This window comes from Shewanella oncorhynchi, from assembly GCF_012584455.1.
Lineage (GTDB): Bacteria > Pseudomonadota > Gammaproteobacteria > Enterobacterales > Shewanellaceae > Shewanella > Shewanella oncorhynchi.
In genome coordinates this window covers 20,821-45,862 of sequence record NZ_JABAEB010000013.1, presented here as the reverse complement: position 1 = coordinate 45,862, position 25,042 = coordinate 20,821, and the positions used below count along the sequence as shown (strand labels likewise).

Annotated in this window: 19 protein-coding genes; 4 read left to right on the top strand and 15 right to left on the bottom strand. The window is 46.0% G+C overall.

The annotated features are described in order from the left end of the window. Nucleotides 1-108: 108 nt before the first annotated feature. The 8 genes from ssoR to HGO26_RS18405 form a co-directional block, all read right to left on the bottom strand. Entirely contained in the window at nt 109-789 is a 681-nt protein-coding gene (ssoR, locus tag HGO26_RS18440; RefSeq protein ID WP_028759856.1) for a response regulator transcription factor SsoR, read from the bottom strand. A 223-nt stretch (nt 790-1,012) separates the two neighbouring features. Further along, a complete protein-coding gene (locus HGO26_RS18435) occupies nt 1,013-3,532 on the bottom strand; it encodes a TonB-dependent receptor plug domain-containing protein (protein ID WP_131524072.1) in 2,520 nt (839 codons plus the stop codon). 745 nt (nt 3,533-4,277) lie between these two features. Next, nucleotides 4,278-5,282: a Holliday junction branch migration DNA helicase RuvB gene (ruvB, locus tag HGO26_RS18430; protein ID WP_028759854.1), complete on the bottom strand. Its 1,005-nt coding sequence runs from the start codon at nt 5,280-5,282 to the stop codon at nt 4,278-4,280. A 47-nt stretch (nt 5,283-5,329) separates the two neighbouring features. Next, complete coding sequence (ruvA, locus tag HGO26_RS18425; protein ID WP_028759853.1) at nt 5,330-5,947, bottom strand: Holliday junction branch migration protein RuvA; 618 nt, start codon at nt 5,945-5,947, stop codon at nt 5,330-5,332. Continuing rightward, nucleotides 5,944-6,465: a crossover junction endodeoxyribonuclease RuvC gene (gene ruvC / locus HGO26_RS18420; protein WP_006081743.1), complete on the bottom strand. Its 522-nt coding sequence runs from the start codon at nt 6,463-6,465 to the stop codon at nt 5,944-5,946. The genes ruvA and ruvC overlap by 4 nt, the downstream gene beginning before the upstream one ends. A gap of 104 nt (nt 6,466-6,569) precedes the next feature. Then, on the bottom strand, nt 6,570-7,316 hold the full coding sequence (locus HGO26_RS18415; RefSeq protein ID WP_168827049.1) for a YebC/PmpR family DNA-binding transcriptional regulator: 747 nt from the start codon (nt 7,314-7,316) through the stop codon (nt 6,570-6,572). Between the two features lie 268 nt (nt 7,317-7,584). Then, entirely contained in the window at nt 7,585-9,363 is a 1,779-nt protein-coding gene (gene aspS, locus HGO26_RS18410) for an aspartate--tRNA ligase (RefSeq protein WP_168827047.1), read from the bottom strand. 184 nt (nt 9,364-9,547) lie between these two features. Beyond that, nucleotides 9,548-12,358, bottom strand: coding sequence for a transporter substrate-binding domain-containing protein (locus tag HGO26_RS18405; protein WP_168827045.1), 2,811 nt, complete (start codon nt 12,356-12,358; stop codon nt 9,548-9,550). Between the two features lie 150 nt (nt 12,359-12,508). On the opposite strand from HGO26_RS18405, the gene cmoA reads away from it, so the two are divergent. From cmoA to HGO26_RS18385, 4 genes are all read left to right on the top strand, one after another. After that, the gene (gene cmoA / locus HGO26_RS18400; protein WP_006081747.1) at nt 12,509-13,240 is read left to right on the top strand and encodes a carboxy-S-adenosyl-L-methionine synthase CmoA; all 732 of its coding nucleotides are present in this window, start codon (nt 12,509-12,511) and stop codon (nt 13,238-13,240) included. Then, nucleotides 13,237-14,229, top strand: a complete 993-nt coding sequence (gene cmoB, locus HGO26_RS18395) for a tRNA 5-methoxyuridine(34)/uridine 5-oxyacetic acid(34) synthase CmoB (RefSeq protein WP_168827043.1) — start codon at nt 13,237-13,239, stop codon at nt 14,227-14,229. The genes cmoA and cmoB overlap by 4 nt, the downstream gene beginning before the upstream one ends. 295 nt (nt 14,230-14,524) lie before the next feature. After that, complete coding sequence (locus HGO26_RS18390) at nt 14,525-16,384, top strand: M3 family metallopeptidase (protein WP_168827041.1); 1,860 nt, start codon at nt 14,525-14,527, stop codon at nt 16,382-16,384. 203 nt (nt 16,385-16,587) lie between these two features. After that, nucleotides 16,588-17,496, top strand: coding sequence for a LysR family transcriptional regulator (locus HGO26_RS18385; protein WP_105252571.1), 909 nt, complete (start codon nt 16,588-16,590; stop codon nt 17,494-17,496). A 147-nt stretch (nt 17,497-17,643) separates the two neighbouring features. On the opposite strand, the gene HGO26_RS18380 is transcribed toward HGO26_RS18385, so the two are convergent. The 7 genes from HGO26_RS18380 to HGO26_RS18350 form a co-directional block, all read right to left on the bottom strand. After that, the gene (locus HGO26_RS18380; protein ID WP_168827039.1) at nt 17,644-19,794 is read right to left on the bottom strand and encodes a putative metalloprotease CJM1_0395 family protein; all 2,151 of its coding nucleotides are present in this window, start codon (nt 19,792-19,794) and stop codon (nt 17,644-17,646) included. Between the two features lie 5 nt (nt 19,795-19,799). After that, nucleotides 19,800-20,063 carry a chemotaxis protein gene (locus HGO26_RS18375; RefSeq protein WP_131524079.1) on the bottom strand — a complete coding sequence of 88 codons (264 nt, stop codon included), beginning with the start codon at nt 20,061-20,063 and terminating at the stop codon, nt 19,800-19,802. Between the two features lie 102 nt (nt 20,064-20,165). Then, nucleotides 20,166-21,281 (bottom strand): 2-iminoacetate synthase ThiH, encoded by a 1,116-nt coding sequence (gene thiH, locus HGO26_RS18370; RefSeq protein ID WP_168827037.1) that lies wholly within the window; start codon nt 21,279-21,281, stop codon nt 20,166-20,168. Continuing rightward, entirely contained in the window at nt 21,278-22,042 is a 765-nt protein-coding gene (locus HGO26_RS18365) for a thiazole synthase (RefSeq protein WP_168827035.1), read from the bottom strand. Before HGO26_RS18365 ends, thiH begins: the two co-directional genes overlap by 4 nt. A 1-nt stretch (nt 22,043) precedes the next feature. Next, nucleotides 22,044-22,247, bottom strand: a complete 204-nt coding sequence (gene thiS / locus HGO26_RS18360) for a sulfur carrier protein ThiS (protein ID WP_168827033.1) — start codon at nt 22,245-22,247, stop codon at nt 22,044-22,046. Between the two features lies 1 nt (nt 22,248). Next, nucleotides 22,249-23,151 carry a HesA/MoeB/ThiF family protein gene (locus HGO26_RS18355; protein ID WP_168827031.1) on the bottom strand — a complete coding sequence of 301 codons (903 nt, stop codon included), beginning with the start codon at nt 23,149-23,151 and terminating at the stop codon, nt 22,249-22,251. Beyond that, a complete protein-coding gene (locus HGO26_RS18350; protein WP_168827030.1) occupies nt 23,144-25,042 on the bottom strand; it encodes a bifunctional hydroxymethylpyrimidine kinase/phosphomethylpyrimidine kinase in 1,899 nt (632 codons plus the stop codon). The genes HGO26_RS18355 and HGO26_RS18350 overlap by 8 nt, the downstream gene beginning before the upstream one ends.

The window sequence follows — 25,042 nt, the reverse complement described above, 5'->3', positions numbered from 1 at the left end:
GAAAGCCATTAAATTCAGTCAAGACACTTGCAATCGGCCTTTAATTGACCAGTTAACACACCTAAAATCCACAAAAAATGAGCCTTTCACTATAAGTTAATGAAGATATTAGACCATAAAACTATAACCTTGGCCTCGTACTGTATTAATCAAGTTACGCGGCAAACTGATGTTAGCTAACTTTCGGCGAGTGTTACTAATGTGCATATCCAGATTACGGTCAAATCGGCCCAAATCTTTCTGTAGCACTGAGCGCTGCAACTCTTGCTTAGTGATGACTTGGCCTTTTCTTTCAAAAAGATATTTAAATAATTTAAACTCGGTTTGGGTCAAATCGACATAGCGGGTGCCAATAGTGATCCTATAACTCATTTCATCGAAGTTAATCACTTTAGCCGCCACAGTCGCCATTTGCGGCGAGTGAGAGTGACCAGCACAGAGACGCCGCTCTAAGGCTCGTAAGCGGACAAAAATCTCTTTTATGCTAAACGGCTTACTCAGAAAATCATCTGCTCCCAATTCATAACCAGTGATGCGATCATCTTCATTATCACGTGCTGAAATCATCAATACTGGCGTTGAACATTCACGCGCTTTTAGCAACTCAAATCCATTCATCTGTGGCATCACTAAATCAAGCACTATGATGTCTGGAGCAAAACTTTCAATGCATGCCAGACCCTCAATGCCATTAACCGCACACTTAACCTCATGCCCTTGCGTACATAGGGCATCAGCTAACCACACGCTAAACAATGGATCATCATCGACCAAGAGTATTTTACTCATCCTTAAAGCCCAAACGAGAATCTATATCATTTATATTACCATGCGAATCGAGACGACTCTAGCGCTATTACATTAGTTAAGAAGTGTGATGTTGAAAACTGTGAACAAAATACGATATTAACAACCAATCAACGGATGATTAGCGACTCTAAATTCATCTCGTAAACTCCCAATAAAAAAGCGCCCTAAGGCGCTTTTTAGAAACTAAGAGTCTGAACTTAGCTTAGAATTTAACCGTTACACCACCGTAAATCACGCGGCCGATTGTGTCATATACTTGTGGAACTGTACCACCATCGCTACCGTTAGAAACACGTGATGGTTTTTCATCAGTGAAGTTTTTCACACCTAAACTAACAGTTGTCATATCAGTGATGTGATATGTTCCAGAAATATTGTGGTATAGCACTGAGTCAACATCATAGCCTTTCGCCAAGTCTGTCATCTCACCAATATAACGGTTGAAGTACATAACACTCCAATCATCTTGACCAGCTGAGAGACTGAAGTTATTACGAACCTTAGCATAAGCACCGAAGTTACCGTCGATAGTATCAGTGTAATCTTTATTATCCTGCTCAAAGTTCAATAAATATGTCGTGTCATTGCTGATTTTCCAATCCAAACCTAAGCCTTCAAAGTTATAGGCTAAGTTAAAATCAATACCGCTAGTATCTTGATAACCTACGTTGGTTAACGCATTCGTTAGATTACGCAAGTCACCTTCTGGGGTAATATTAAACGTTTCACAAGCTGACGTAATGCCATCTTTACAATCATCTAAGCCAGCCTGAGTATCTAAACGGGCGATCGCGTTATCCACTTTGAAGCGCCAGTAGTCTAATGTCAGAGACATACCATCAAGATAGCTTGGCGAATACACTAAACCAGCAGTATAAGACTCTGACTCTTCAGGCTTCAAATCTGGATCAGAAGTACGGTTTACCAAAATTTGTCCTGGCTGTTCATCATCTGACAACCAAGGATTTGTAAGGTAATCAAACGATCCCGAATTACCACCATATAATTCAGCAACACTTGGAGCACGGAAGCCTGTAGCCGCAACACCCCGAACCATTAAGTCATCTGTTGCAGTGTATGTTAAACCAATTTTCCAAGTGGTCGCTTTACCGAATGTTGAGTAATCGTCTAAACGCAGCGCGAATTCACCCGTTAATTTCTCGGTGAAAGGCACACTTACTTCTTGAAAAATCGAAATAACGTTGTAGTTACCATCGGTTGGGTCTTGCTGTGCTGCAGTACTTTCACCTGCGACAACAATTGGATCGGGATTATAGAAACCACTCTCACGGCGGTATTCAGCACCAATCGCAAAACCAACGGCACCCGCTTTTAAATCAAACAACTCACCATTCAAGCCCGCAGATAATGTCTGTTGTTCATTACCGCCATTTGCAGCCTCTGTATAACCAACAGCATCTTTCATCGCTTGTGTAAGTGGTGCACCACTCAACCAAGCATCAGGATTAGCATAAATAGCGTTACGCATATCGCTAGCATTGATAGAGTTCTCTACTGCGGTTTCTGCTTTGTTCTTACCAAATGTATAAGTAACATCCCAGTTCATACCTGTATGAACGTCTAAAGTACCCGCTAGACCACCTGATAAACGCCAAGTATCAGTATCCTGAGTATAAATACGAGGACCTACATCATTCATACGTCTAGCATAGAAAACTTGCCCATGATCATCAGGCTTAATACCTGCAGCAATCATATCACTATCAAGTGTTAAACACTTTAATGGATCTGCATCTGGTTGACCACAGACATCAAGATATAGCTGTGCAGGTTGAGCTGCCATTTGCTGATGAGAACGACGGTTGGTATAAATAGCATCTGCAGTTAACACAACATCATTACCCAGCTCTTGAGTCATGTTAGCAAATAAACTGCGACGTTCACTTGGTGTTTGATAGTAGCTATCTTGGGTGAAATCATAAGTCTCTGTTTGTGCTACCCAATTACCATTAGCATCTTGAACCATACCATCTAGTGAACCCGTTGGTATAATTCCACTCGCACCAGGTTTAGTCCAATCACGATCAGATTGGATCACACCACGTCGGTCAGAAAAAGCGGCACCAAAGGTGTAATTACCACCATCGGTGTTAAAACCGTATAGTGCACTGACATCACCACTTTCGCCATCGCCTTTGTCTGTACCACTGCCGTTAAAATCGAACTGGAAACCTTCAAAATCTTTCTTCGTGATAATGTTCACTACACCAGCAATGGCATCAGAACCGTAAACCGCTGATGCGCCGTCTTTCAGAATTTCAACACGCGCAATCATAGCGACTGGAATCGAGTTAAGATCCACTGCACTATCGGCGCCTGAACCTGAGTTAACCATGCGGCGACCATTCAATAACACAAGCGTACGTTGTGAACCCATACCACGTAAGTCAACTTGGGCAACACCGTCAGCACCGTTGTTTGTGGTTGAACCCACTGCCGCACCCGCCATCGAAGTCTGTACTTGCAGCATTTGGTCAACAGAAGTAAAACCTTCCGCTTTAATCGCAGCAGCATCAATAACGGTCACAGGAGATGCTGTTTCCATATCTTGGCGTTGAATGCGTGAACCTGTCACTTCAATACGTTCAACTTTTGCTTTTTCTTCAGCAGCAAATGCGCTTGACGTAACAAATGCACCAGTAGTGATAGATGCAACGATAGCTAAGTTAATAGCTGACGCTACTTTAGTTCTTTTGATCATGTATGAATGCTCCCTAGATCTTACTATTATTTTTATGCTTACAGCTTGTACAGTTATTGCTGTACTAGTGTTGCACCTGATACTGAGGATTCACTTTAACTCCGTCAATGCTCAAAATTTTAACCAATAAAAACATATTGTTAATTATTGTGATTTATTTGGTTAATTAATTTGACGGTTATTTTTTAATACCCTTATTAACCACACTTACGCAGAGTTAATCACCACAATATGTGGATTAGGCAAGCTTTAAGCCTGTTAATAAGAAACATAAATGAAACATTTCGCACATTAAAAAATGTGATGCGGATCACAAATTTTAATCCTTATCAAAGCTATCTAGAAGAACAGTGTATTGATTAACTATTGTTAAATCTGCATATCTAGCAATATCCACAGATAGCCAAAGCGCTAAAATACCGATAAACATAGATAAATTGCATTAAAACAGAGATACACTATGTATCAATTGTGCTAATTATGCATTTTAACAACGTCTAAAATTATGGTTTAACAATTAAGGTACAAATAATTCTACACGTCTTTGAAATGACTATTTGTTACTGATCTTGCATATTAATTTTAAATATAAGTATTAGCTTCCAATCCCTCTAAACACTCCCTATTTCTTATTCTTAAATAAATGACTTACATCTCATACGGACCACATTCAAGGACAAATTTTCTTTATAAAAAAAGCGACCACTTAGGTCGCCTCTTATAGTCTGTATCATCAAAATGATGATTACTCGGGTTTGATCAACTCAAAATGTTGATATGCCCGTGCGGTTGCAATACGGCCGCGGGGCGTGCGTTGGATAAAGCCTTGCTGGATCAAAAATGGCTCTAGCACATCTTCAATGGTTTCGCGTTCTTCACCTATGGCTGCTGCTAAGTTATCGAGTCCAACTGGGCCACCCATAAACTTATCGATAATGGCGAGTAGTAACTTGCGGTCCATGTAATCGAAACCTTCATTATCGACATCCAGCAAGTCTAGTGCATGATCGGCAACAAACTTAGTGACAGCGCCATCATGCTTCACCTGCGCGTAATCCCGCACGCGGCGAAGCAGTCGGTTAGCTATCCGCGGTGTACCACGTGAACGGCGTGCGATTTCAAATGCACCTTCAGCATCAATATCCAGTTCCATCACCTGCGCCGAACGCGTGACTATGGTGCTTAAATCTTTGATGTTATAGAATTCAAGCCGTAGCGGGATCCCAAAACGCGCCCGAAGTGGTGAAGTCAAAGCCCCTGCCCGTGTTGTCGCGCCCACTAGAGTAAACGGTGGTAAATCAAGCTTGATAGAACGTGCCGCTGGCCCTTCACCTATCATGATATCCAGCTGGTAATCTTCCATCGCTGGATACAAAATCTCTTCTACCACTGGGCTTAATCGGTGGATTTCATCGATGAATAACACATCACCGGATTCGAGATTGGTCAAAAGTGCGGCGAGATCGCCCGCTTTTTCCAGCACAGGCCCCGAGGTGGATTTAATGTTCACCCCCATCTCGTTCGCCACAATCATGGCTAAGGTGGTTTTACCCAATCCCGGCGGACCGTAAATCAACATATGATCTAAGGCTTCATTACGATTCTTTGCCGCTTGAATAAACACCTTAAGCTGTGCCCGAGTGTCATCTTGACCCGTGTATTCATCGAGCATTTTAGGGCGCATCGCCCTGTCGATGGATTCATCTTGAGCTTGGATCTGCGGCTGGATGAGTCTGTCTGCCTCAATCATTATTATTCCTTATCGCAGCTTTCATCTTAATTATCATCATTGTTCAATTAAAGCATCGATTTAAGGGCGGCTTTGATCAGGGTTTCTGAATCCATGCCCTCTTTGTAGGCTGCAGAAACCGATTTGCTCGCCTGCGGTGGTTTATAACCCAGTGAAATTAAAGCTGAAATAGCATCTTCTTCGGCGCTATTGACTGTCGGTGCGGGTGAGTAATTGGATTGCAGCACGAACTCACGCTCTGAGCCTGCGGAGGCTTCCATCAAGCTCTTGAGCTTATCGCGCATTTCTACCAGTAACCGCTCGGCGGTCTTCTTGCCGACACCCGGTAATTTCACTAAGGTCACTATGTCATCGCGCTCAACGCAGCCCACAAATTCTGCGGCTGTCATGCCTGATAAAATGGTCAGTGCGAGCTTGGGACCGACACCATTGGTCTTGATCAGTAAGCGAAATAACGCCCTTTCCTGCTTAGTGATAAAACCATAGAGAAGCTGTGCATCTTCACGCACCACAAAGTGGGTGTAGACCATAGTTTCATGATTAACTTCAGGCAGCTCATAAAAGCTAGTAAGCGGCATCTGCAACTCGTAACCAACACCATTAACATCGATCAAAATTTCTGGTGCTTGTTTCTCAACGAGCACGCCCCGTAAACGACCTATCATCTGTACCGTCCGTATGTTCTTGCCGTTGCCCGGCCACTCAATGCAATTAAACTCTGGCTGGTGTGATAATGACACACAGCAACACCGAGTGCATCTGCGGCGTCAGCTTGTGGGGCAGCGGGTAATTTAAGTAGTTGTTGGATCATGTGTTGTACTTGGGCTTTCTGTGCTCGCCCCGTACCCACGACGGCGCTCTTAATTTGAGTCGCACTGTATTCGGCCACAGGTAAATTGGCGACTGTGGCAGCAACAATGGCCGCGCCGCGTGCTTGGCCTAACTTGAGCGCAGAATCGGCATTTTTTGCCATAAATACGCGCTCAATCGCAAATTCGTCCGGTTGATACTGACGAATAATCTCAGTGATCCCATCAAATATTTGCTTGAGCCTGCCAGGCAGCTCTTCAGACGAAGTGCGAATACAACCACTGCCGAGGTAAATCTGATGCCGTCCCTGACATTGGATCACGCCGTAGCCTGTGATCCGTGAACCTGGGTCAACACCTAAAATAATTGCCATTCAATACCTTAATATGGGATCTACATTTGCGTCCCTGTTCCTACGTTAGCATTTGCGAGTTGAAATTGGCATCAATTGAAGCCCCAATTCAGCTCACACTCTATCTAGCCTAGGCTTGCCATCACATCATCGGAGATTTCCGCATTATGATACACCTCTTGCACATCATCGTGATCTTCAAGGGTGTCGATAAGGCGCATAAATTTTTCGGCGGTTTCTAGATCAAGCTCAGCTTTCGTCGAGGCTATCATCGCGATTTCGGCATTATCCGCCACAAAATGGGCTTTATCGAGCTGCTCTTTCACCGTATAGAAATCAACGGGATCAGTAAACACATCCACAGCACCATCATCATAGCTGACAATATCTTCCGCGCCCGCTTCAAGCGCCGCTTCCATCAATGCATCTTCATCAGTTCCCGGCGCATAGGATAACACCCCACGCTTAGTGAACAGATAAGAAACCGACCCATCCGTGCCTAAGTTACCGCCCGATTTACTAAACGCATTACGTACACCACTCACAGTACGATTACGATTGTCCGTCATGGTTTCAACCATCACAGCAGTGCCGCCTGGGCCATAACCTTCATAGAGAATGGTTTCGAGTTGCTGGCCTTCTAATTCACCGGCGCCGCGTTTAATCGCACGCTCAACCGTGTCTCGGGTCATATTGCCACCGAGGGCTTTATCGATGGCGACACGTAATCGTGGATTAGAGTCGGGATCTGAGCCACCTTCACGGACTGCAACGGTTAACTCGCGAATGAATTTAGTAAAGAGTTTACCGCGTTTAGCATCTTGAGCCGCTTTACGGTGCTTAATGTTGGCCCATTTACTGTGACCTGCCATGGGAAGTCTCCTCTACTTAGGTATCATCTAGGTGCCATCGCAAAGCTTATCAAGAGCCGAAGGTGGAATAAGACTAAATAACGGCTATTTACTTAAAGGATTGAACTAACAGATATTGATAAGCGGTGGAATGACGGTTCACTAAAACAAACCGAGGCTCATGCCTCGGTTTTCGGTACGACTAAAAATAACTGACAAGGGTTAACCCAAATCGACTTACATAATGTCGATTTACAAAAGTCGCCTTACAAAGCCCTCTTACAAAAGATCAGTCTTCAGCTTTAACAGCTTTCTCAACCACGGCAATACCAAGTTCAGCTAATTGCTGCGGATTGGCAAAACCAGGCGCGTTAGTCAGCGGACAAGCGGCAGTGGTGGTTTTCGGGAACGCCATCACATCACGGATTGAGCTTGCGCCCGTCATCAGCATGATGATGCGGTCTAAACCAAACGCTAAACCTGCATGTGGCGGTGTGCCGTAACGCAACGCTTCTAACAGGAAGCCGAATTTCTCTTTAGCTTCATCGTCAGTAATGCCCAGAATACGGAATACCGCAGACTGCATTTCTTGATTGTGGATACGCACTGAACCACCGCCTAATTCGCAGCCGTTTAATACCATATCGTAAGCATCAGAAACGCGATTTGCTGGGTTAGCTTCAAGTTCTGCCGCCGTGACGCCGCGCGGTGCGGTGAACGGATGGTGAACAGCGTGGAAGTTGCCGTTGATTTTCTCAAACATTGGGAAGTCAACCACCCACAGTGGACGCCATTCGCCTTGTAATAAGCTGAAATCTTCACCCGCTTTAAGACGCAGTGCGCCCATGGATTCGGCAACCACAGTCGCTTGGTCAGCACCAAACAGAATAATGTCACCAGTTTGCGCGCCTGTGCGGCTCACGATTTCATTGACTATGCTTTCGTTTAAGAATTTCAGCACAGGTGATTGAATGCCTTCTAAGCCAAGGCTTAGGTCATTAATCTTCATCCACGCTAAGCCTTTAGCGCCATAGATGCCAACAAATTTAGTGTAATCATCGATTTGCTTACGAGACAGTGCAGCGCCGCCCGGAATACGCAGTGCAGCAATACGGCCTTCTTCATCGTTCGCAGGACCAGAGAATACCGCAAATTCGACTTCTTTGAGTAAATCGGCAATGTCCACCAGCTCTAATGGGTTACGTAAATCTGGCTTATCTGAACCGAAACGACGCATCGCTTCGTTGTAGGTCATGCGCGGGAACTCGCCGAGATCGACGTTCAGCATTTCAAGGAATAGACCACGCATCATCTCTTCGGTTTTCGCCATCACTTGCTCAGAGCTCATGAAAGACGTTTCGATATCGATTTGGGTGAATTCTGGCTGACGGTCGGCACGTAAGTCTTCATCACGGAAGCATTTTACGATTTGATAGTAACGATCAAAGCCTGACATCATCAGCAACTGTTTAAACAACTGTGGTGATTGTGGCAAGGCAAAGAACTGACCTTTATAAGTACGGCTTGGTACTAAATAATCGCGGGCACCTTCTGGGGTTGCCTTGGTCAGGATTGGGGTTTCTATGTCTAAGAAACCGTTTGAGTCGAGGAAACGACGCACAGAACTGGTCACTTTAGCGCGGAAAATTAATCGCTGCGCCATTTCTGGACGACGTAAATCTAAGTAACGATACTTAAGACGTTGCTCTTCGCTGTTGTTCTGGTAGTTATCCAGGCTCAATGGCAGTGGATCGGCAGCGTTGATAATCGTCAAGGCTTGACCTAAGACTTCAATCTCACCCGTCTTCATTTGACCATTGACTTGGCTATCAGGACGGGCACGAACTAAGCCTTTGACCTGAACGCAAAATTCGGCGCGCAGCGTGCTAGCGACATTGAACACCTCAGGTAAGTCTGGATCATAGACCACTTGGATGAGACCTTCTCTGTCTCTTAAATCTAAAAAGACAACGCCACCCAAATCACGGCTACGATTAACCCAACCTACCAAGGTAACTTCTTGTCCAACGTGAGACTTATTGACGTCTCCACAATAATGACTGCGCATCTAACTCTATCCTTTATCCGGAAACCGGTGCTTTGGAAATAATCAAAACGAGATAAAAGCGGCATTATAGTAAAATAATGCCGATTACCAAAGTACTTCACACTTAGGCGGTGAAGTATCAAACAGTTTTACGCCCTTGACTAGAGGCGAACGCACTATCTGAGCATGAGCGTTCAAAAAAACATCAAGCTGAGCGATAACAACGCCCGCCGCTCCTTTTTGCTTGGTACATCAGCTGATCGGCTTTTTTCAACAAACCTATTGCGGTGTCACCATCGCGGGGGTAAATCACCACGCCGATACTAACGGCTATGCTGACACTGACGCCTTGAATAAGCAAAGGGCTCGACAGTGCCTGTAGAATATTATCAGCAACTTGGGTAACGGCATCGAGATCTTGCACACGATTTAGCAGGATAACAAACTCATCGCCGCCAAATCGCGCAACGGTATCTGAGCCACGGATAACCTTGGTTAACTTTTGGGCGACCAGTACCAATAATTCATCGCCAATGGGATGACCGTGTTGGTCATTGATTTGTTTAAAACCATCGAGATCGATGAATAACAAAGCGAAATGTGCCTGTTCTCTGCGATGAGATAGCAAAGCTTGGGTTAGTCTGTCATCAAGTAAGGCACGATTGGGCAACTGAGTTAAAGCATCATGATTAGCCACATGCAGCAAACGTTTTTCTGCCACCAATCGCTGGGTGATCTCACGATTTAAACGTCGATTCACTAACAGCACAGCCACCATCACTAAACACAAGATTATCACGCCAAACACGATATAACGCAGCCATTGCAGATATTTAGCACTCTCTGTCGCCACAGAAAATGACACCCAGCGCGTATATATTTTTTGCTGATGTTGAGCATCAACCAAAGCCAAAGCTTTGTTAATTAGCGGCACCAGCGGCGCAAATTGAGGATAAACACCAATATGACTGTGTTGATCGGCGAGATCACTGAGCAGCGACATTTTTAATGTCGGATAGTGGCTGGTTTTAAGCTCAGAAGCTAAAGTCACCACTTTATCGATAAACACATCCGCATTGCCATTCGTCACGGCCGCTAATCCGGCCTGCGTATTTGGCACTATGACTAACTTGAGCGAAGGCTCCAGACTCATCAATTGCGCCACTAAATGATATCCCTCAACCACGGCCACCCTTTGATCTGCGAGCTGAGCAATATTAAAAACCGAGACTTGTTCCAGTTGCGACACTAAGGCCCACGGCGATGGCCAATAGGCTTCACTAAACGCTAAACGCTGCTGGCGCTCCGCCGTTTGCGCGACACTGCCAGCTAAACTCACCTCGCCCTTTTGCAACGCCTCGATTAACGAATGCCAATCATCAAAGGCAACTGGCGTAAGCTTAAGTTTGAGTTGTTCCTTGAGTAATTTGACGATATCGCTATTGATCCCCGCAAACTCACCCTGTTCATCCATAAACTCCATCGGTGGCCATTGTTTTAGATAACCGACTTTAAGTTCGCCTACACTTTCCACATAGGCCTGCTCAGCGGGGCTTAAGCTGACATGACGCTCAGCTTGAGTAAAAACATGATCTTTAGGATTGAGCATCCATTTGTGTTCAATCTCGGCAAATTCTTGATTGCTAATACTGTTAAACCCATTGGCTATCCTCTGTGTAAGGCCTGCATCATCGCTACGGGTCAGCACATAAATGTTGGTGCTAAATTCGAGATCAGGATACTGGCTAAAGTCAGACCAGCCTTTATTGAGCAGTAAATAATGGGATGTCCATGCACCCGCGGCGATAAAACCGACAACTTCTCCAGACCTCGCCCCCGCCACCATGGCATCCATACTGTCGTAATAACGCAGTGACACTTGGGGTAATGCTTTACGCAAATCCACCAAATAAGGCGCTGTCGGCACCACACCAATACGTTTACCTTTTAAGCTGTCTAAATCGATTAACTGTTGCTGATAGAGAAAGAGTCGACTCTTCACCGTATATAAATGCCAAGCCTGAGTAAGGCCCGTTTTAACATCATCACTTTCAGGATAACCTATATGGGCATCGGCGAGACCACGACGAACATCGTCCACGCTGGAGTTCATATCACCAGAAATAAAATCAACGGCAATACCCGTTTTCTCAGACCAAAGCTGCCACATGTCCACATACAAACCATGGGGTAAACCATCGACCCCTAGGTCCACAAAAGGCTCGACGCCCAGTTGCATCGAAATAACGAGTCCAGCTTGTTGACGTTCATAGCCAAGCCAACGTCGCTCCGTTTGCTGAATAAAGTGCGCATCGAGCGCAGTGAAACCTTTATTGATTTTATCGACTAATGCAAGATTGCCCTTTTGAACTGCGGGTACAAACTGCATCCCCTTAATTTGAAGGCGGGCAGTATTGGGAAAGTTTGCGGCAATCTCTTGGGATGAGTCGGGATCTTTCAAATAGCCTTCTAACCCCGCAAACACTACGATCTCGCCCGCGGCGACCCCTGCCAATAATTTCTCACGACTTTCGTAACGTTTAAACACAAGCTGCGGTTCGATACGGTGTAATTCCGCTTCATGGGATGAAGCCGCTACCACACCAATTTGAAAGGGGATCAGTTCTTTGATGGATTTTTTGCCCTGCAAGGATTTATGCAAATACAAAAAAGTGCCCACATCCGCAATGGGCACTGCAAAATCAAATTCTTGCTCTCGCTCTGGGGTTTTCCCCATGCCGATATGCACTTGCGCCTTACCTTGCCGCAGTTGATCAAGGGACTCATGCCAGTGGCGCGCCACAAAAACGACTTGGGTATGGCTTTGTTTAGCCCACTCTTTCCATAAGTCAACCAGTAATCCAGTCGGCTCGCCATCGTTGTCGACATATTGATAGGGAAAGCTATCCTCACCCATAACGATGATTAATGGCTCAGAGGACAACGGACTTGCCTGCCCTGTTATGCTCAAAAAACAGCTGCACAAGATCACAATTAAGTGGATCACAAACTTCAAGTTGAGCCCTTAGTACTTGATGTACATGTAACGATTTTGTTATCTATTAAGTATTAGACAAAAATTTATCGCAAATTACTAGCATGAGACTTGCTGCTAATCGCTCTGATTCGTTAAAATGCACAGTTGAATTCCCATGAAAAATCTCAGATGAACGTTTCTCAAGACACTATCTACGCTCAAGCGAGCGAGCATATTAGCGATTTCCAGTTTGATAACCGTGTAGCAGGCGTATTCAGTGACATGATCCGCCGCTCCGTGCCTGGATATACGCAAATTATCAATACCATAGGCGATTTTGCAGATCGTTTCGTCATGCCAAATACTCAAATTTACGATTTGGGTTGCTCACTCGGCGCCGCGACCTTAAGTATTCGTCGCCAAATCCAAGGCCGCCAATGTCGCATTATTGCTGTAGATAACAGTGAATCTATGGTCGCACGCTGCCAAGAGAACCTGAATGCCTATGTCAGCGATACGGATGTCGATCTGGTTTGCGGTGATATCCGCGATATCGATATTCAAAATGCGTCATTGGTGGTGCTCAATTTTACATTGCAGTTTTTACCGCCAGAAGACAGAGAAACCCTGATAGCAAAGATTTATCAAGGTCTGAATCCCGGCGGGATATTAGTGCTGTCAGAAAAAATTCGCTTCGAAGATGCTCCTATCCAAACCTTATTGGAAGAGCAACATTTGGACTTTAAACGCGCTAATGGTTACAGCGAACTTGAGATCAGCCAAAAACGCAGTGCGCTGGAAAATGTCATGAAGCCAGACACCTTAACCACGCATCAACAACGACTCACCAGCCAAGGCTTTAGTCACTTTAGTCTCTGGTTCCAATGCTTTAACTTTGCTTCTATGGTGGCCATCAAGTGATCAGCTTTAGCTCGTTTTACCAACAAATCGCCGATTCGAATCTACAGCACTGGCTCGAAACCCTGCCGAGCATTTTAGGCAAGTGGCAACGAGATCATAAACACGGCAACCTGCCAAAGTGGGAAAAAGTGCTCAACAAGCTGCACTATCAAGCACCCGACCAAGTGGATTTTGTTGATAGCGTGACCGTCGGTAGCGGCGAGCAACTTAGCCCAGGCGAAAAAGAGAAGCTTGAAAACCTGCTGCGTTTGTTTATGCCATGGCGTAAAGGCCCCTTCCACATTCATGGCATCCACATCGATACCGAATGGCGCAGTGACTGGAAATGGGACCGCGTTAAGCAACATATTTCGCCGCTGAAAAACCGCACTGTGCTCGATGTCGGTTGCGGCAGTGGTTATCACATGTGGCGCATGTTGGGCTCAGGTGCCAAACGTGTCGTCGGTATCGACCCTTCGCCGTTGTTTTTATGTCAGTTTGAAGCCATCAAACGTTTAGCGGGCATACATCATCCTGTGCACTTGTTGCCTCTTGGCATTGAAGAGCTGCCACCGCTCGATGCATTTGACACGGTTTTCTCCATGGGCGTTTTGTATCACAGACGTTCGCCTATCGATCACTTGTTACAGCTGCGTGATCAATTGCGCACCGGTGGTGAGCTCGTGCTAGAAACCTTGGTGATAGATGGCGACGAAAATGCCGTACTCGTGCCTCAAGATAGATATGGCAAAATGAATAATGTATGGTTCATTCCGTCCGTTGCCGCGCTCATGCTATGGTTAAAAAAGTGTGATTTCACTGATATCCGTTGTGTCGATACCGATGTCACAGCCCTTGCTGAGCAACGCCGTACCGACTGGATGCCTAACGAGTCACTGGTTGAATACTTAGATCCTAACGACATCACCAAAACGGTTGAAGGTTATCCTGCGCCAAAACGTGCCACGATTATCGCAGTGAAAAATCAACCTAATCAGGATTTAAACTAACCTTTTCAGTCTGAAGCAAGCGAATATCAGTCATTGCGTCCTCAGGGTTTGAGTTGGTAATGGCTGATATCAAAAGCCGAAAGATCACCATTCATCTAGTTAATCTGGAATATGTAAGTGTTCAGCAGCTCAGTGTAACTCCTTCCTTGAATAGCAATACATTTGCGACTCCCACCCTTATCGTTGACATCCAGAACAGAACAGGGTTTCATGCATAACAATGACTTGAAGCTAACTCAATTGGATACTAAGTCAAAGTTAACTCATTCCATCACAGATGCAGAACACATAACCCATGTTAAAACCCACTTTACTGGTTAGCCTGTTTGGCTTGAGCCTTTATGTTACGAATGCCGCCTATGCGGCGCCAAGCCCTGTTCCCCTTTTAGTTGAACAATGCCTGCGTTTGCCAAGTATTAATCTCGCGACTGTGTTCGCCAATGCGCGTTTAACGGCATCTGAATTAACCTTGGCCCAGCGCGCGCTTATTTTTGAGCAACAGATGTTAGGGCTTAATAATATCAACGACAGACTCAACTATTACCGTGGGTTTAACTTACCGAGTGAAGAGCGCGAAGGTTTACTGCAATGCCAGTTACACCTCGCCGACACCCTGTCGCAACTTCTCAGCCAAGCAGAATTTAGCCAACTCGCCTACGCCTTAGCCCAAGGCAATGCAGAACAAATACTGCTGAGCCAACAGCTTAAACAATTGCTACAACAACATTGGAGCGCCGAGGAGAAAGCGAAATTACATACAGCGCAAGCCAGTATAGGCCAAGGGTTAGGCAGTCAACAATTTAGTCTTGCCTTCAATGACAGCCAATGCCAACCTGAAGTGACTCAGCAACATCATCTGCATACAAAAGAGGATAAAAGTGACGAGCCGAAGCCCGACAGTTCAAAGCAGAGCGACTTTTCTGGCACTATCGCCAGTTACTTACTGACGCAAGAAAACGCCGTATGTCGCAAAAATGTATGGCAGGCCTACCAAGCCAGAGCCAGTGAAACCAATCAAACGGCATTAGAGCGAATTACTGAGCAGCGCCAACAAGCTTCCACTGCTGCAGGCTTTACCGATTACAGCGCTTTAGTGCTTAGTTCGCAGCAGTTATCGTCCCCTGAATTAGTCAAAGCTTTTCTTGATAGCCAAACCCAAGATCTGCAAGTGGCTCCCTGGGATATTGGGCGAACCCTGTCACAACAAGCATCTGCCAAAGGTCCCATCTGGCAAACTTCTGACGTCTTGAGTCGCAGCTTTACTTATCTGCAAGTGTTTGGTTTACACTTTGAGACCATAGAAACCGCTAAGGTCGAGAAAATACCAACCGTTCCTAATCGGCCGCATATCGTTAGGGTCTACCACCAGCAAAGATTGTTAGGTGAAATCTATGTGGCGTATAACCCAAATCCACAGCAAAGTAGTCAACAGCAGACATTGCGCCAAAGTGTACTCGGCCAGCAATTTGGACAACAAGCTTTAGATCTCAAGCCACAGTTGATTAACTACAAAGACATTGAGCAATTAACCGAGTCCATCGCAGAGGCTGTCGCTTCCCTTGCTAAAGCGAGTCATTTCTACCTCAACAATGCCATGGGACAGAGTCAAGATAGCTATTTTGTGGCGAGTCTTTGGTTAGCTGAAGTGCTGCGCCATCAACTCTTTCCGCAATTTGAGCACACCTATTTACAGGAGCGTGAAACACTGGCTAAAGCTTATTCGAAGCAGCTTAAAGTCTTTCGCGCTAAGGTTGCAGTCAACTTTTACCAAAACTCAAGTGCACAAGTCTACCCCGATCTCGGTGCAGAGTTTAATGCCAGCTTTGGTCAAGACTGGCCACAAACACAGGATTATCCTTATAGCTTCAATGCTATCGCCAACGAAGGACCGCTCTACTACCAATCACTCTGGCAAGCATCGCTAGCCCAGCTGATAGCTCAATCCACATTCAACTGCCAAGAAAAACTCAAATTATTCAATGTATTAGTCATCAATGAAGACGCTTTAAGCTTCAGTGACCAATTAAAAGCGGTCATTGGCGCCCCCGTTGATAGTGCTGCGCTGATCCAAAGGATCTCAAATAGCGCCGCTTCAGAACATGCTGACAGCTCCAACACCCAAGCTTTCGACGCAATAGGTTCTTGTGCGTTTTAAGTGTGAATGCTTAGGATGTGTTTGTGACTCGCTCGGGCGCAAACACTGAAAATCGTCATGATTAGCCTCTCTATCACCTTCATAACTTAGCGCGACATAACTATCTATATGTCGTGAGAATGACTGACTCTATGATATTTAATTGAAAAAGTCGTAAGAAGTGGCCACTATAAGCCTCAATCTATCGTTTTTTTGAGATTATAATGACTCGAGCTAAATCTACCTTAGAACAATGGCGTATTTTGCAAGCGGTGGTCGATTTTGGCGGCTATGCCCAAGCGGCCGAAAAACTCAACAAGAGTCAATCGTCACTTAACCATGCCGTTGCCAAATTACAGCATCAGTTAGGTATCGAGCTACTCGAAGTCAAAGGCCGTAAAGCCTATCTCACCCCGCAGGGCGAAGTGCTGCTGCGCCGCTCACGGCATGTCACCCAAGCCGTCAACGAGTTAGAACAGCTTGCGAGTAATCTCGAGCAAGGGTGGGAGCCGACACTCACGATTGCCCGTGAAATTATCTATCCGATGGAAAGCTTAGTGTGTGCCCTCAATGCGTTTCTACCCCACAGTCGTGGCACTCGAATCATCATGCTGGACTCTGTGATCACCGGCACTCAAGAGCTCATTCTGCAGAGTAAAGTCGATATTGCTATCTGTGCAGGGGTGCCGCCTAAAGGGTATTTATCCGAACCCTTATGTGAACAAGAACTCTACCTCGTCTGTCATCCAAATCACCCACTCGCTGACTTAGGCACAATTGAAGACGATAAACTACTGGCACAATATTTACAGTTAGTGATTAAAGATACTGGGGTGCAATCCAACATTGATATCGGCTGGCTCAAAGCTGAGCAGCGCTGGACAGTCTCTAACTTCCATGAAGCTAAAGTCATTTTAAATCAAGGCATTGGTTTCTGTTGGATCCCCTCTTTCTTAGTCCAAGAAGAATTGGCTTCGGGTAATCTAGTACGTTTACATCTTGAGGGCAGCCAAAAACGTCGCATCATGTTGAGCTTAGTTATCCCTAAAAGAGATCAACAAGGGCCTGCATCAAAACTGCTTGCTTCCTTGATTTTAAAACAGCACGGAATTGAAACGACGAATAGTCATTAACAGCAAGATACCAAACGAGTTATCAATTCGAGTGAGCAAAACGATAAATGCCAACTGCTGATTAAATGGTTAGTTCTTAGTGGTACTGAGAGGTTGTTTCGAAAAAGATGATGAACAGCGAATCATGGGAATAGTTAAAGCCTAATCTTACACACTAAAGTCGACATAGCGCGCTTGTTGATCACCCAAATATTGCGGCTGAATAAATCCCGTCTCCTGCAAGAGGTCATCCTCCACATATAACTCGCTCTGCAAAGACACATTCGTATTCGCGCTAGCACTGATATTTGAAGACTGCTCATTTACATCGTTTGTGGACAAAACATCCGTAGATTGCAAATTGCTAGGCAGCTCATTTGAAGATGCCAGATACGAAGGGGGAATATTCGCTTGCTGCGTCATATCGACACGAGCTGAAGGCCCAGCACTGGCTTGTGCAACTGCAGTATAATAACGGCTTGCAGCACTATCGGATCTTGAGATAAAACCCGTCGCTAAATCCGCTGAAGTTGAAGCATATCCAAATGCTAAAGTTGCGGTCGGTGGCTCAATCGTTTCCACTGTGGTCGATGTAGTGACTGAGTCACTGATATCAGAAGAGGTTTTCGAACCCGTATCAATGACTCTCGTATTGGCCGTTTGCGCCTCGATCGCTTGTTTTAGCTTATCAAGCGCAGTAGATGCGGGGGTGGATACAGCCTCTTGGGGCTGAGCAATATTACCTGACTCATCAACATCTCCCGTCACTACAGGTGTATGTTTTTCTAACGGTGGCAACTCTTTGATTTTTGCATCTGCGTCTATTAATGTTTGAGTCGTTTGCAAGTCAACAATTTGTTTTTGTCGCTCCTCTGCCAGCATCACCTTAGCTTCATTCATTTTTTGCAAGGCTTCCGCGGCAACACGGATATCCGCTGATGACGGGTCAACAGGAGCCATTGCTGCGGCATAAACTTGCTTCATTTTGTTTATCGTTGCAAGCGGGTCGCCTCCCACTGGAGAGACATCAATCTGCACTTCGCCATCGGTGGCGTAACGTTGGCCATCAGCACCCTTTTCATACTTAAAACTCGGGCTCTGAGCGTATTGTCCTCCGACGGTTGCGTGGGCATGCTCATGGGCTTTAACCTCTGAATCTCGAGTTTTAAGTTCATCGACTTGCTGTTGCTGTTGAGCCTGCACTTTTTCTTGGGCTTGTATCTCTTGTTCTTGAGCCTGTTGAACCCGTGATTGCTGCTTTGCCTCTTCCGCTGCTGCTATTTGCTGTTTCCGCGATTCTTCTTCCTGTACTTGCTTTTCAAGCTGATTATCATTTGGAGCAAAGACAGCAGCTAAGACTTGTTGACTATCATCTGGGTTAGATACTGTCGCAGGAACATCTACAGGACTAGCTTGAGCCTGAGCTTCACCAAAAACTTGAGTAAATTGTTCTAACACAGTCGGTTGAGCAACATCATTGCTAGCGGATTGATCTACGGCTTGCGCAGAGTTTGACTGACCAACAGGCCCTGCACTCGTTGCTACACTCTTATTTACAGAACTGTTAATTGCAGAATCGGACGTAGTGGGATCAACTAACGCAGCTCCAGTAAAGACAGTTTGTGGCCCAAACACTGCCGCTAAATCAGGCATTATTGGAGAAACATCACCCGTGCTAGATGGATTGAAAGCAGGAATATCAGTACCCCTAGTGCCAATTGATGGACTCAGAGGCGTAAAAATATCAACGGGAATATTGCTCGTTACACTGAGATTTGGACTTATTGTAGCCACGGGCGAAAATACCTGAGTAGAAATAGGTGCCGCAATCTGTCCCCCGCGTACACCAGAAATGGATCTTGGTCCTGTTAACAAACTAAAACTCGCATCGGCATGTAAGCTCGCTCGATCATTTAACGTATTTACCTGAGGATTGCTCCTTGGCGTTGGTACGGAAAAAGGAGCGACCTCGAGTGCTTGGCTTGCACCATTCAGTACAGGAAGTACAGATGCAGCAGTTGATGAAACAGCACTAGAAGCTGCAAAAGACACATTTGGTGATGAGTGGAGAGATTGGGAAACGTTAGCAGCTAATGAAGTAATAGGCGTGGCTTGAACTGGAGTAAATGAAGTTCCAGTAACCTGTAGTTCATGGACACCACTCGCTTCAATTTTTGCGGAGCCTGCAGTGTGAGCGCTGGCTCCTTGATAAGTGCTATTAGTGTGACTCTGGCTTAGATTCGAGCTGAGCATCTTATCATGTGCCGAAAATGAAGAGGATGGCGCTCCAACCTTAGGTGATAGCGCCACAACCGACATGATATTTACACCTTAATATTAATGATCGAACCTATAGTTTCAGAATCAGTTTCAATCACTTCTGTTGACGCTTCCCCTTGTCTTAATGACTCATTAGCGTTAAGTAATGCCGAGGTTTTATCAGGCTGCGCAACATCTCTTGTAGATTCAGCCGGAGCCGCACTTTGAGTCGGTGTAGGTTTAGCCACATCTATTGTTGCTTGAGTGAGCCCAGATTGAGCACTTTGCAAGCCTTGCAGACCGGATGAATAAGCAGATTGGATTTGCATAACGGTATTCCTGCACGCTGTGATTAATGGGTCAATTATTGACCAACCACCTGCAAAAGTACAGGTTTTATCCGCATTCTCACCATTTATTTACGGTCTTATTTATCCTGTGATCCAATTGGCTTCCCAATCCTTAAATACGGGATTAAAACCCTGCCGTTGCATCTGTTCGATGACTTGCTCGACGCTGCGATCATCGCTTATCTCAAATTGATCGAGTTGACTGTCGGGTGCTTGATAGCCGCCCGGTTGTGTCGAACTACCCGCACTGATTTGAGTAATTCCAAGTGGCAAAAGATTATCCCTCAGCTCAGGGCTTTCCCTTGTCGACATACTGATATCAAGCTGATGATTAAAAAGTCTAAATGCACAAATCATTTGCACTAAACCTAAATCCGATAGCATAACTTTTGGGGTGATCCCGCCAGTACAAGGCCTTAACCTTGGCAGCGAAATACTAAAGCGAGTGCGCCAATAGCGACGCTCTAAATAGTCAAGATGATATCCCATCATTAACGCATCTAAACGCCAATCATCCAGCCCCAGTAATACCCCAAGACCAATTTTATCCCCCCCCGCCGCCGCAACTCTATCCGGTGTTGCTAAGCGATAGGCAAAATCCATTTTTTTACCTCGGGAATGGTGACGAGCATAAGTCTCGGGCTGATAGGTCTCCTGATAAATCATCACAGCATCTAAACCTAGCGCGACTAACTGGCGATAATGGTCCTCACTCATGGGTTGGACCTCCATCGCCACATGGCTAAATTGCTGCTTTACCAACGGCAACATTTGCTTGAAATAATCGATGCCGACCTTAGTTTCATGCTCACCCGACACCAGTAAAATAGAATCAAAACCTCTGCCTTTGATAATAGCTATTTCAGCCATCAACTCCTGTTCATTCAAGGTCTTGCGTTTGAGTTTGTTACTCATGCTAAAACCACAGTAATCACACTCATTAGCGCACAGATTCGAGACGTATAGCGGTAAATACATGCCCAGATTCGCGCCAAATCTCTGCCGCGTAAGCGCCGCTGAATGTTGTGCCATGGTTTCGATATAAGGTTCAGCCGCAGGTGATAACAAGGCCAGTAAGCTGCGTAAATCCCCTACTGGACTCACTAACGCCCGCTCGACATCTTGGGCTGTGCAAGAATACAAATCGAGTAACAGTTTATCCCGTGGGATGTTGGCAAATTCCGCTACAAAACTCATTGGTTTAAAAATCCTGTCAGAGGACTGGTCTGTACCGCGCCCGTTTGTACTCGGCCAAGCCCTGCTTCAAAGGCCCGTCTGCCGCATTGCACCGCCTCCTTAAAGCACTCGGCCATCACTATCGGCGACGCGCTGCTGGCGATGGCGGTGTTGACGAGCACCGCATCGGCGCCCAGCTCCATTGCCCGCGCAGCCTGTGAAGGTGCGCCAATGCCGGCATCGATCACCACTGGCACCCGCGCCTGCTCTATGATGATTTTTAAAAAGCTTTCAGTGACTAAACCTTGATTACTGCCAATCGGACTCGCCAGTGGCATAACCGCAGCGCAGCCCACCTCTTCCAAGCGGCGACAGAACACAGGATCGGCATGCACGTAGGGCAACACGATAAAGCCTTTCTCACAGAGGATTCTGGCCGCCTCTAAGGTTTCAATCGCATCGGGCATTAGGTACTTAGGGTCTGGATGGATTTCGAGCTTAATCCAATGAGTTCCCAGCATTTCACGGGCAAGCTCAGCCGCAAACACCGCTTCCTTGGCGTTTCTCGCCCCCGAAGTGTTAGGCAATAGCCGGACACCCGCTTGACGTAACGGCGTGAGTAAATCATCAAGCCCCATTTTAAAATCAATTCTTTTCATCGCAACTGTCACTAACTGCGATTTTGAAGCCATTATCGCCTCGATCATCACTTGGCTATTACTGAACTTTCCCGTTCCTGTAAATAACCGCGACTCAAACTCCACATCAGCAATCTTTAACATATTAGCCTCCCGCCACTGCTGAAAAAAATTCTAATTTATCTTCATGTTGGCAGAGAATAGATTGCCAGCGGTTGCGCGGAACCACCTCAGCATTCAACACGATAGCAACCGAATCGAGGGCTATATCTTGCGCGAGGATCACAGCCGCGAGTGACGTCGGTTCAGATAACGACTGCGGGATATTGTTTATGTGAATTAAAATCATATCAAACCTCAAGACTATCTTTATTTGATGATAGATAAGCCCCTTTGGGACAACACACGTCACAATGGGGATCCCGCGTTAATGCAGCTGCTGTCCATGAAAGCGATTTAGCGTCAAAGCGCCAAAAACGCCCCAACAAGGCATTTTTCGGTTCATCACCACAGCTATTCACACTCAGCAAGAGTTGCATTGCCACCAAAGATTGCATTGACGCCATCACGCCTACGCTGGGGCCGAGTACACCTTGTGTACTGCAGCTCTGCGACACTCTCGTCTGTGCGGGGAAAATACAGTGATAGCAACCGCCAGAAGGGAGCTGCACTTGATCGACCGCAAACAATTGACCGCTAAATGCTGCGATTGATGCACTGACTAGGGGCAAAGCTGCTTCGATACAGCAGCGATTAATAGATTGGCGAGTCGCAAAGTTATCTGTGCAGTCAAGCACAAGTAATCTTTTACCCTGTTGTTTTAATTGTAAAACCTCAGCGAAGTGATGAGCTGATGTCTCAGCACTAAATGCTGTTTCATGGGCAGTAACAGTGCAATGTGGCGCTAAGCCTTTGAGCTTTTGCTTGGCAACTAGGGCCTTATTGAGTCCAATGTCGGCATCGTTGAATAACAATTGTCTTGGCAGATTTGATACTTCAACCTTATCCATGTCGATTAAGGTCAAGTTGCCAATGCCAGCACAAGCCAGATACTGCGCCGCCAATTGCCCTAAGCCGCCAAGCCCTACAATAACAACGCTGGCGTCGACCAATTGCAATTGCCCTGCCTCACCGACCTCTGGCAATAAGACTTGCCGAGAATAACGCATGAAATCTGAATCACTGAGTGTATGAGCGCTTTGTGTACCGTCGCAAAGAACCTCTGCGTGAGAAAGCGGTTGGTTTTTACTCATGCTTAGCAACCAACTCATGCTTTACAGCCAGTTCTTCAGACAAGCTACATTGCTCCCAAGCTTGGCTCAACTCTGCAAATGCTGCGACTGGATCCTGAGCCTCGGTTATTGCGCGCACCACAGCAATATTGCCGACCCCAGTGGCTTTCACCTTTGCCAGATTAACTAAGTCGATGCCGCCAATGGCGACCAAGGGATAGTGGTCTTGGAGTAACGCCACATAATGTTTAAGTTTTGCGAGCCCTTGGGGCGCCGAAGGCATTTGCTTCGTCGTGGTTGGGAATATATGCCCAAGCGCTATGTAGGATGGCGAGTATTGATGCGCCAGTAGCAACTCAAAATAACTGTGGCTGGATATACCTAATGCGAGCCCTGCCGACTGAATGGCCGCTAAGTCGGTAACGGCGAGATCTTCTTGGCCTAAATGTACCCCAAAGGCATGGTATTTTATCGCTAACTGCCAGTGATCATTAATAAAAAGCTGTGCATTAAAATGCTTACCTAAGGCAATGGCCGTTTGAATTTGTGCTTCTAATTCGGAACCAATTAACTCAGGTTCGCCTGACTTAGATTTGCCTAAATCAGATTCGGCTGGCGCTGCACTAGTTAACTCGCTGGTATCGGTTTTTATCCGTAACTGCACGGTTTTAACACCCGCAACTAACAAACTTTCCAGCATGATTAAATCACTCACCACGGGATAAACCCCAAGATCGGCATCGAGCACTTTAAAACCGTGGGATAAAATATTTTGAGGTGGCGTCGAGGCTATTCTTACCTGAGCAGGTGCCTGATCTGTTGCAGATAAAACTGTTGCAACTAAATCATTACCAACATCAAGGTGTTGGTTGAGTTGATGACTGATAAAATTGCCATCACACAAATTTATCTTGGCATAGCGGGACAAATCATTGGGCCAACCCGTACGGGCCAACGGCCCTGGACCTTGCCCTAAACCAATCGCCGAGCTTATGCCTTGACTCACATAGGCTTTTGCAACAACCACCGCATCTTGCAATACAAAACCCTTCGCTAACACGGCGGCAATGGCCGATGACAAAGTGCAGCCGCTACCATGGTTATGACGGGTATTAACCCGCGGGCTTGCTAACCAGAAGCGCCCATTTCGATGCAGCTCAGAGCTCGCACGTACTTGATGGCAAACCAGATAATCCTCGGCAAGCCCATGATCCCAGCCGTTGCTATCGAGAGTGCTAACATGAACGTTAGCCTGAGTTTTAGCATGAGTATCATCAAGAATATCAGTGCTGCCAAAGCTCACATCGCCCCCTTTAGCGAGCACACTGCAATCTAAACTCTGGGATAAAGCCTGTGCTGCAGCAACGAACTGCGATTTGGTCGAAACATCACTGTTAGTTAACCGCCCAAGTTCAAGCACATTGGGCGTGATAAGTTCGATTAAGCCTTTGAAAGGATTAAAATCTAAAGCTGATTTGGCAGAACTTTTTATATCCTGACAGTTATCTGCTGCTAATGCATCGCCACAACTGGCGACCATCACAGGATCGACAATCACAGGCACAGATGGATAGTGGATTTTAAAACTCGCGATCCAATCTGCCAGCAATGCCACTTGAGTTTGATCTGCCAGTAAGCCGATTTTAATTGCTTTGGGTGGCAAGTCTGAAAGCAAAGTCGTCAGCTGAGCCATTAACATCGCCGCTGATACGGGCTCGACTAAAGTGACTGCTACTGAGCTTTGCGCCGTCACAGTGGTGATCACGCAGCAACCGTGACAGCCCAAATCTTGAATTGTCGCCAAGTCCGCCTGAATACCGGCACCGCCGCCGCTGTCTGAACCGGCTATGGTCCAAACAAATGCGGGGCGAGCGGTATTCATGGGCGAATTACCCCCATGAATACCCAGCAT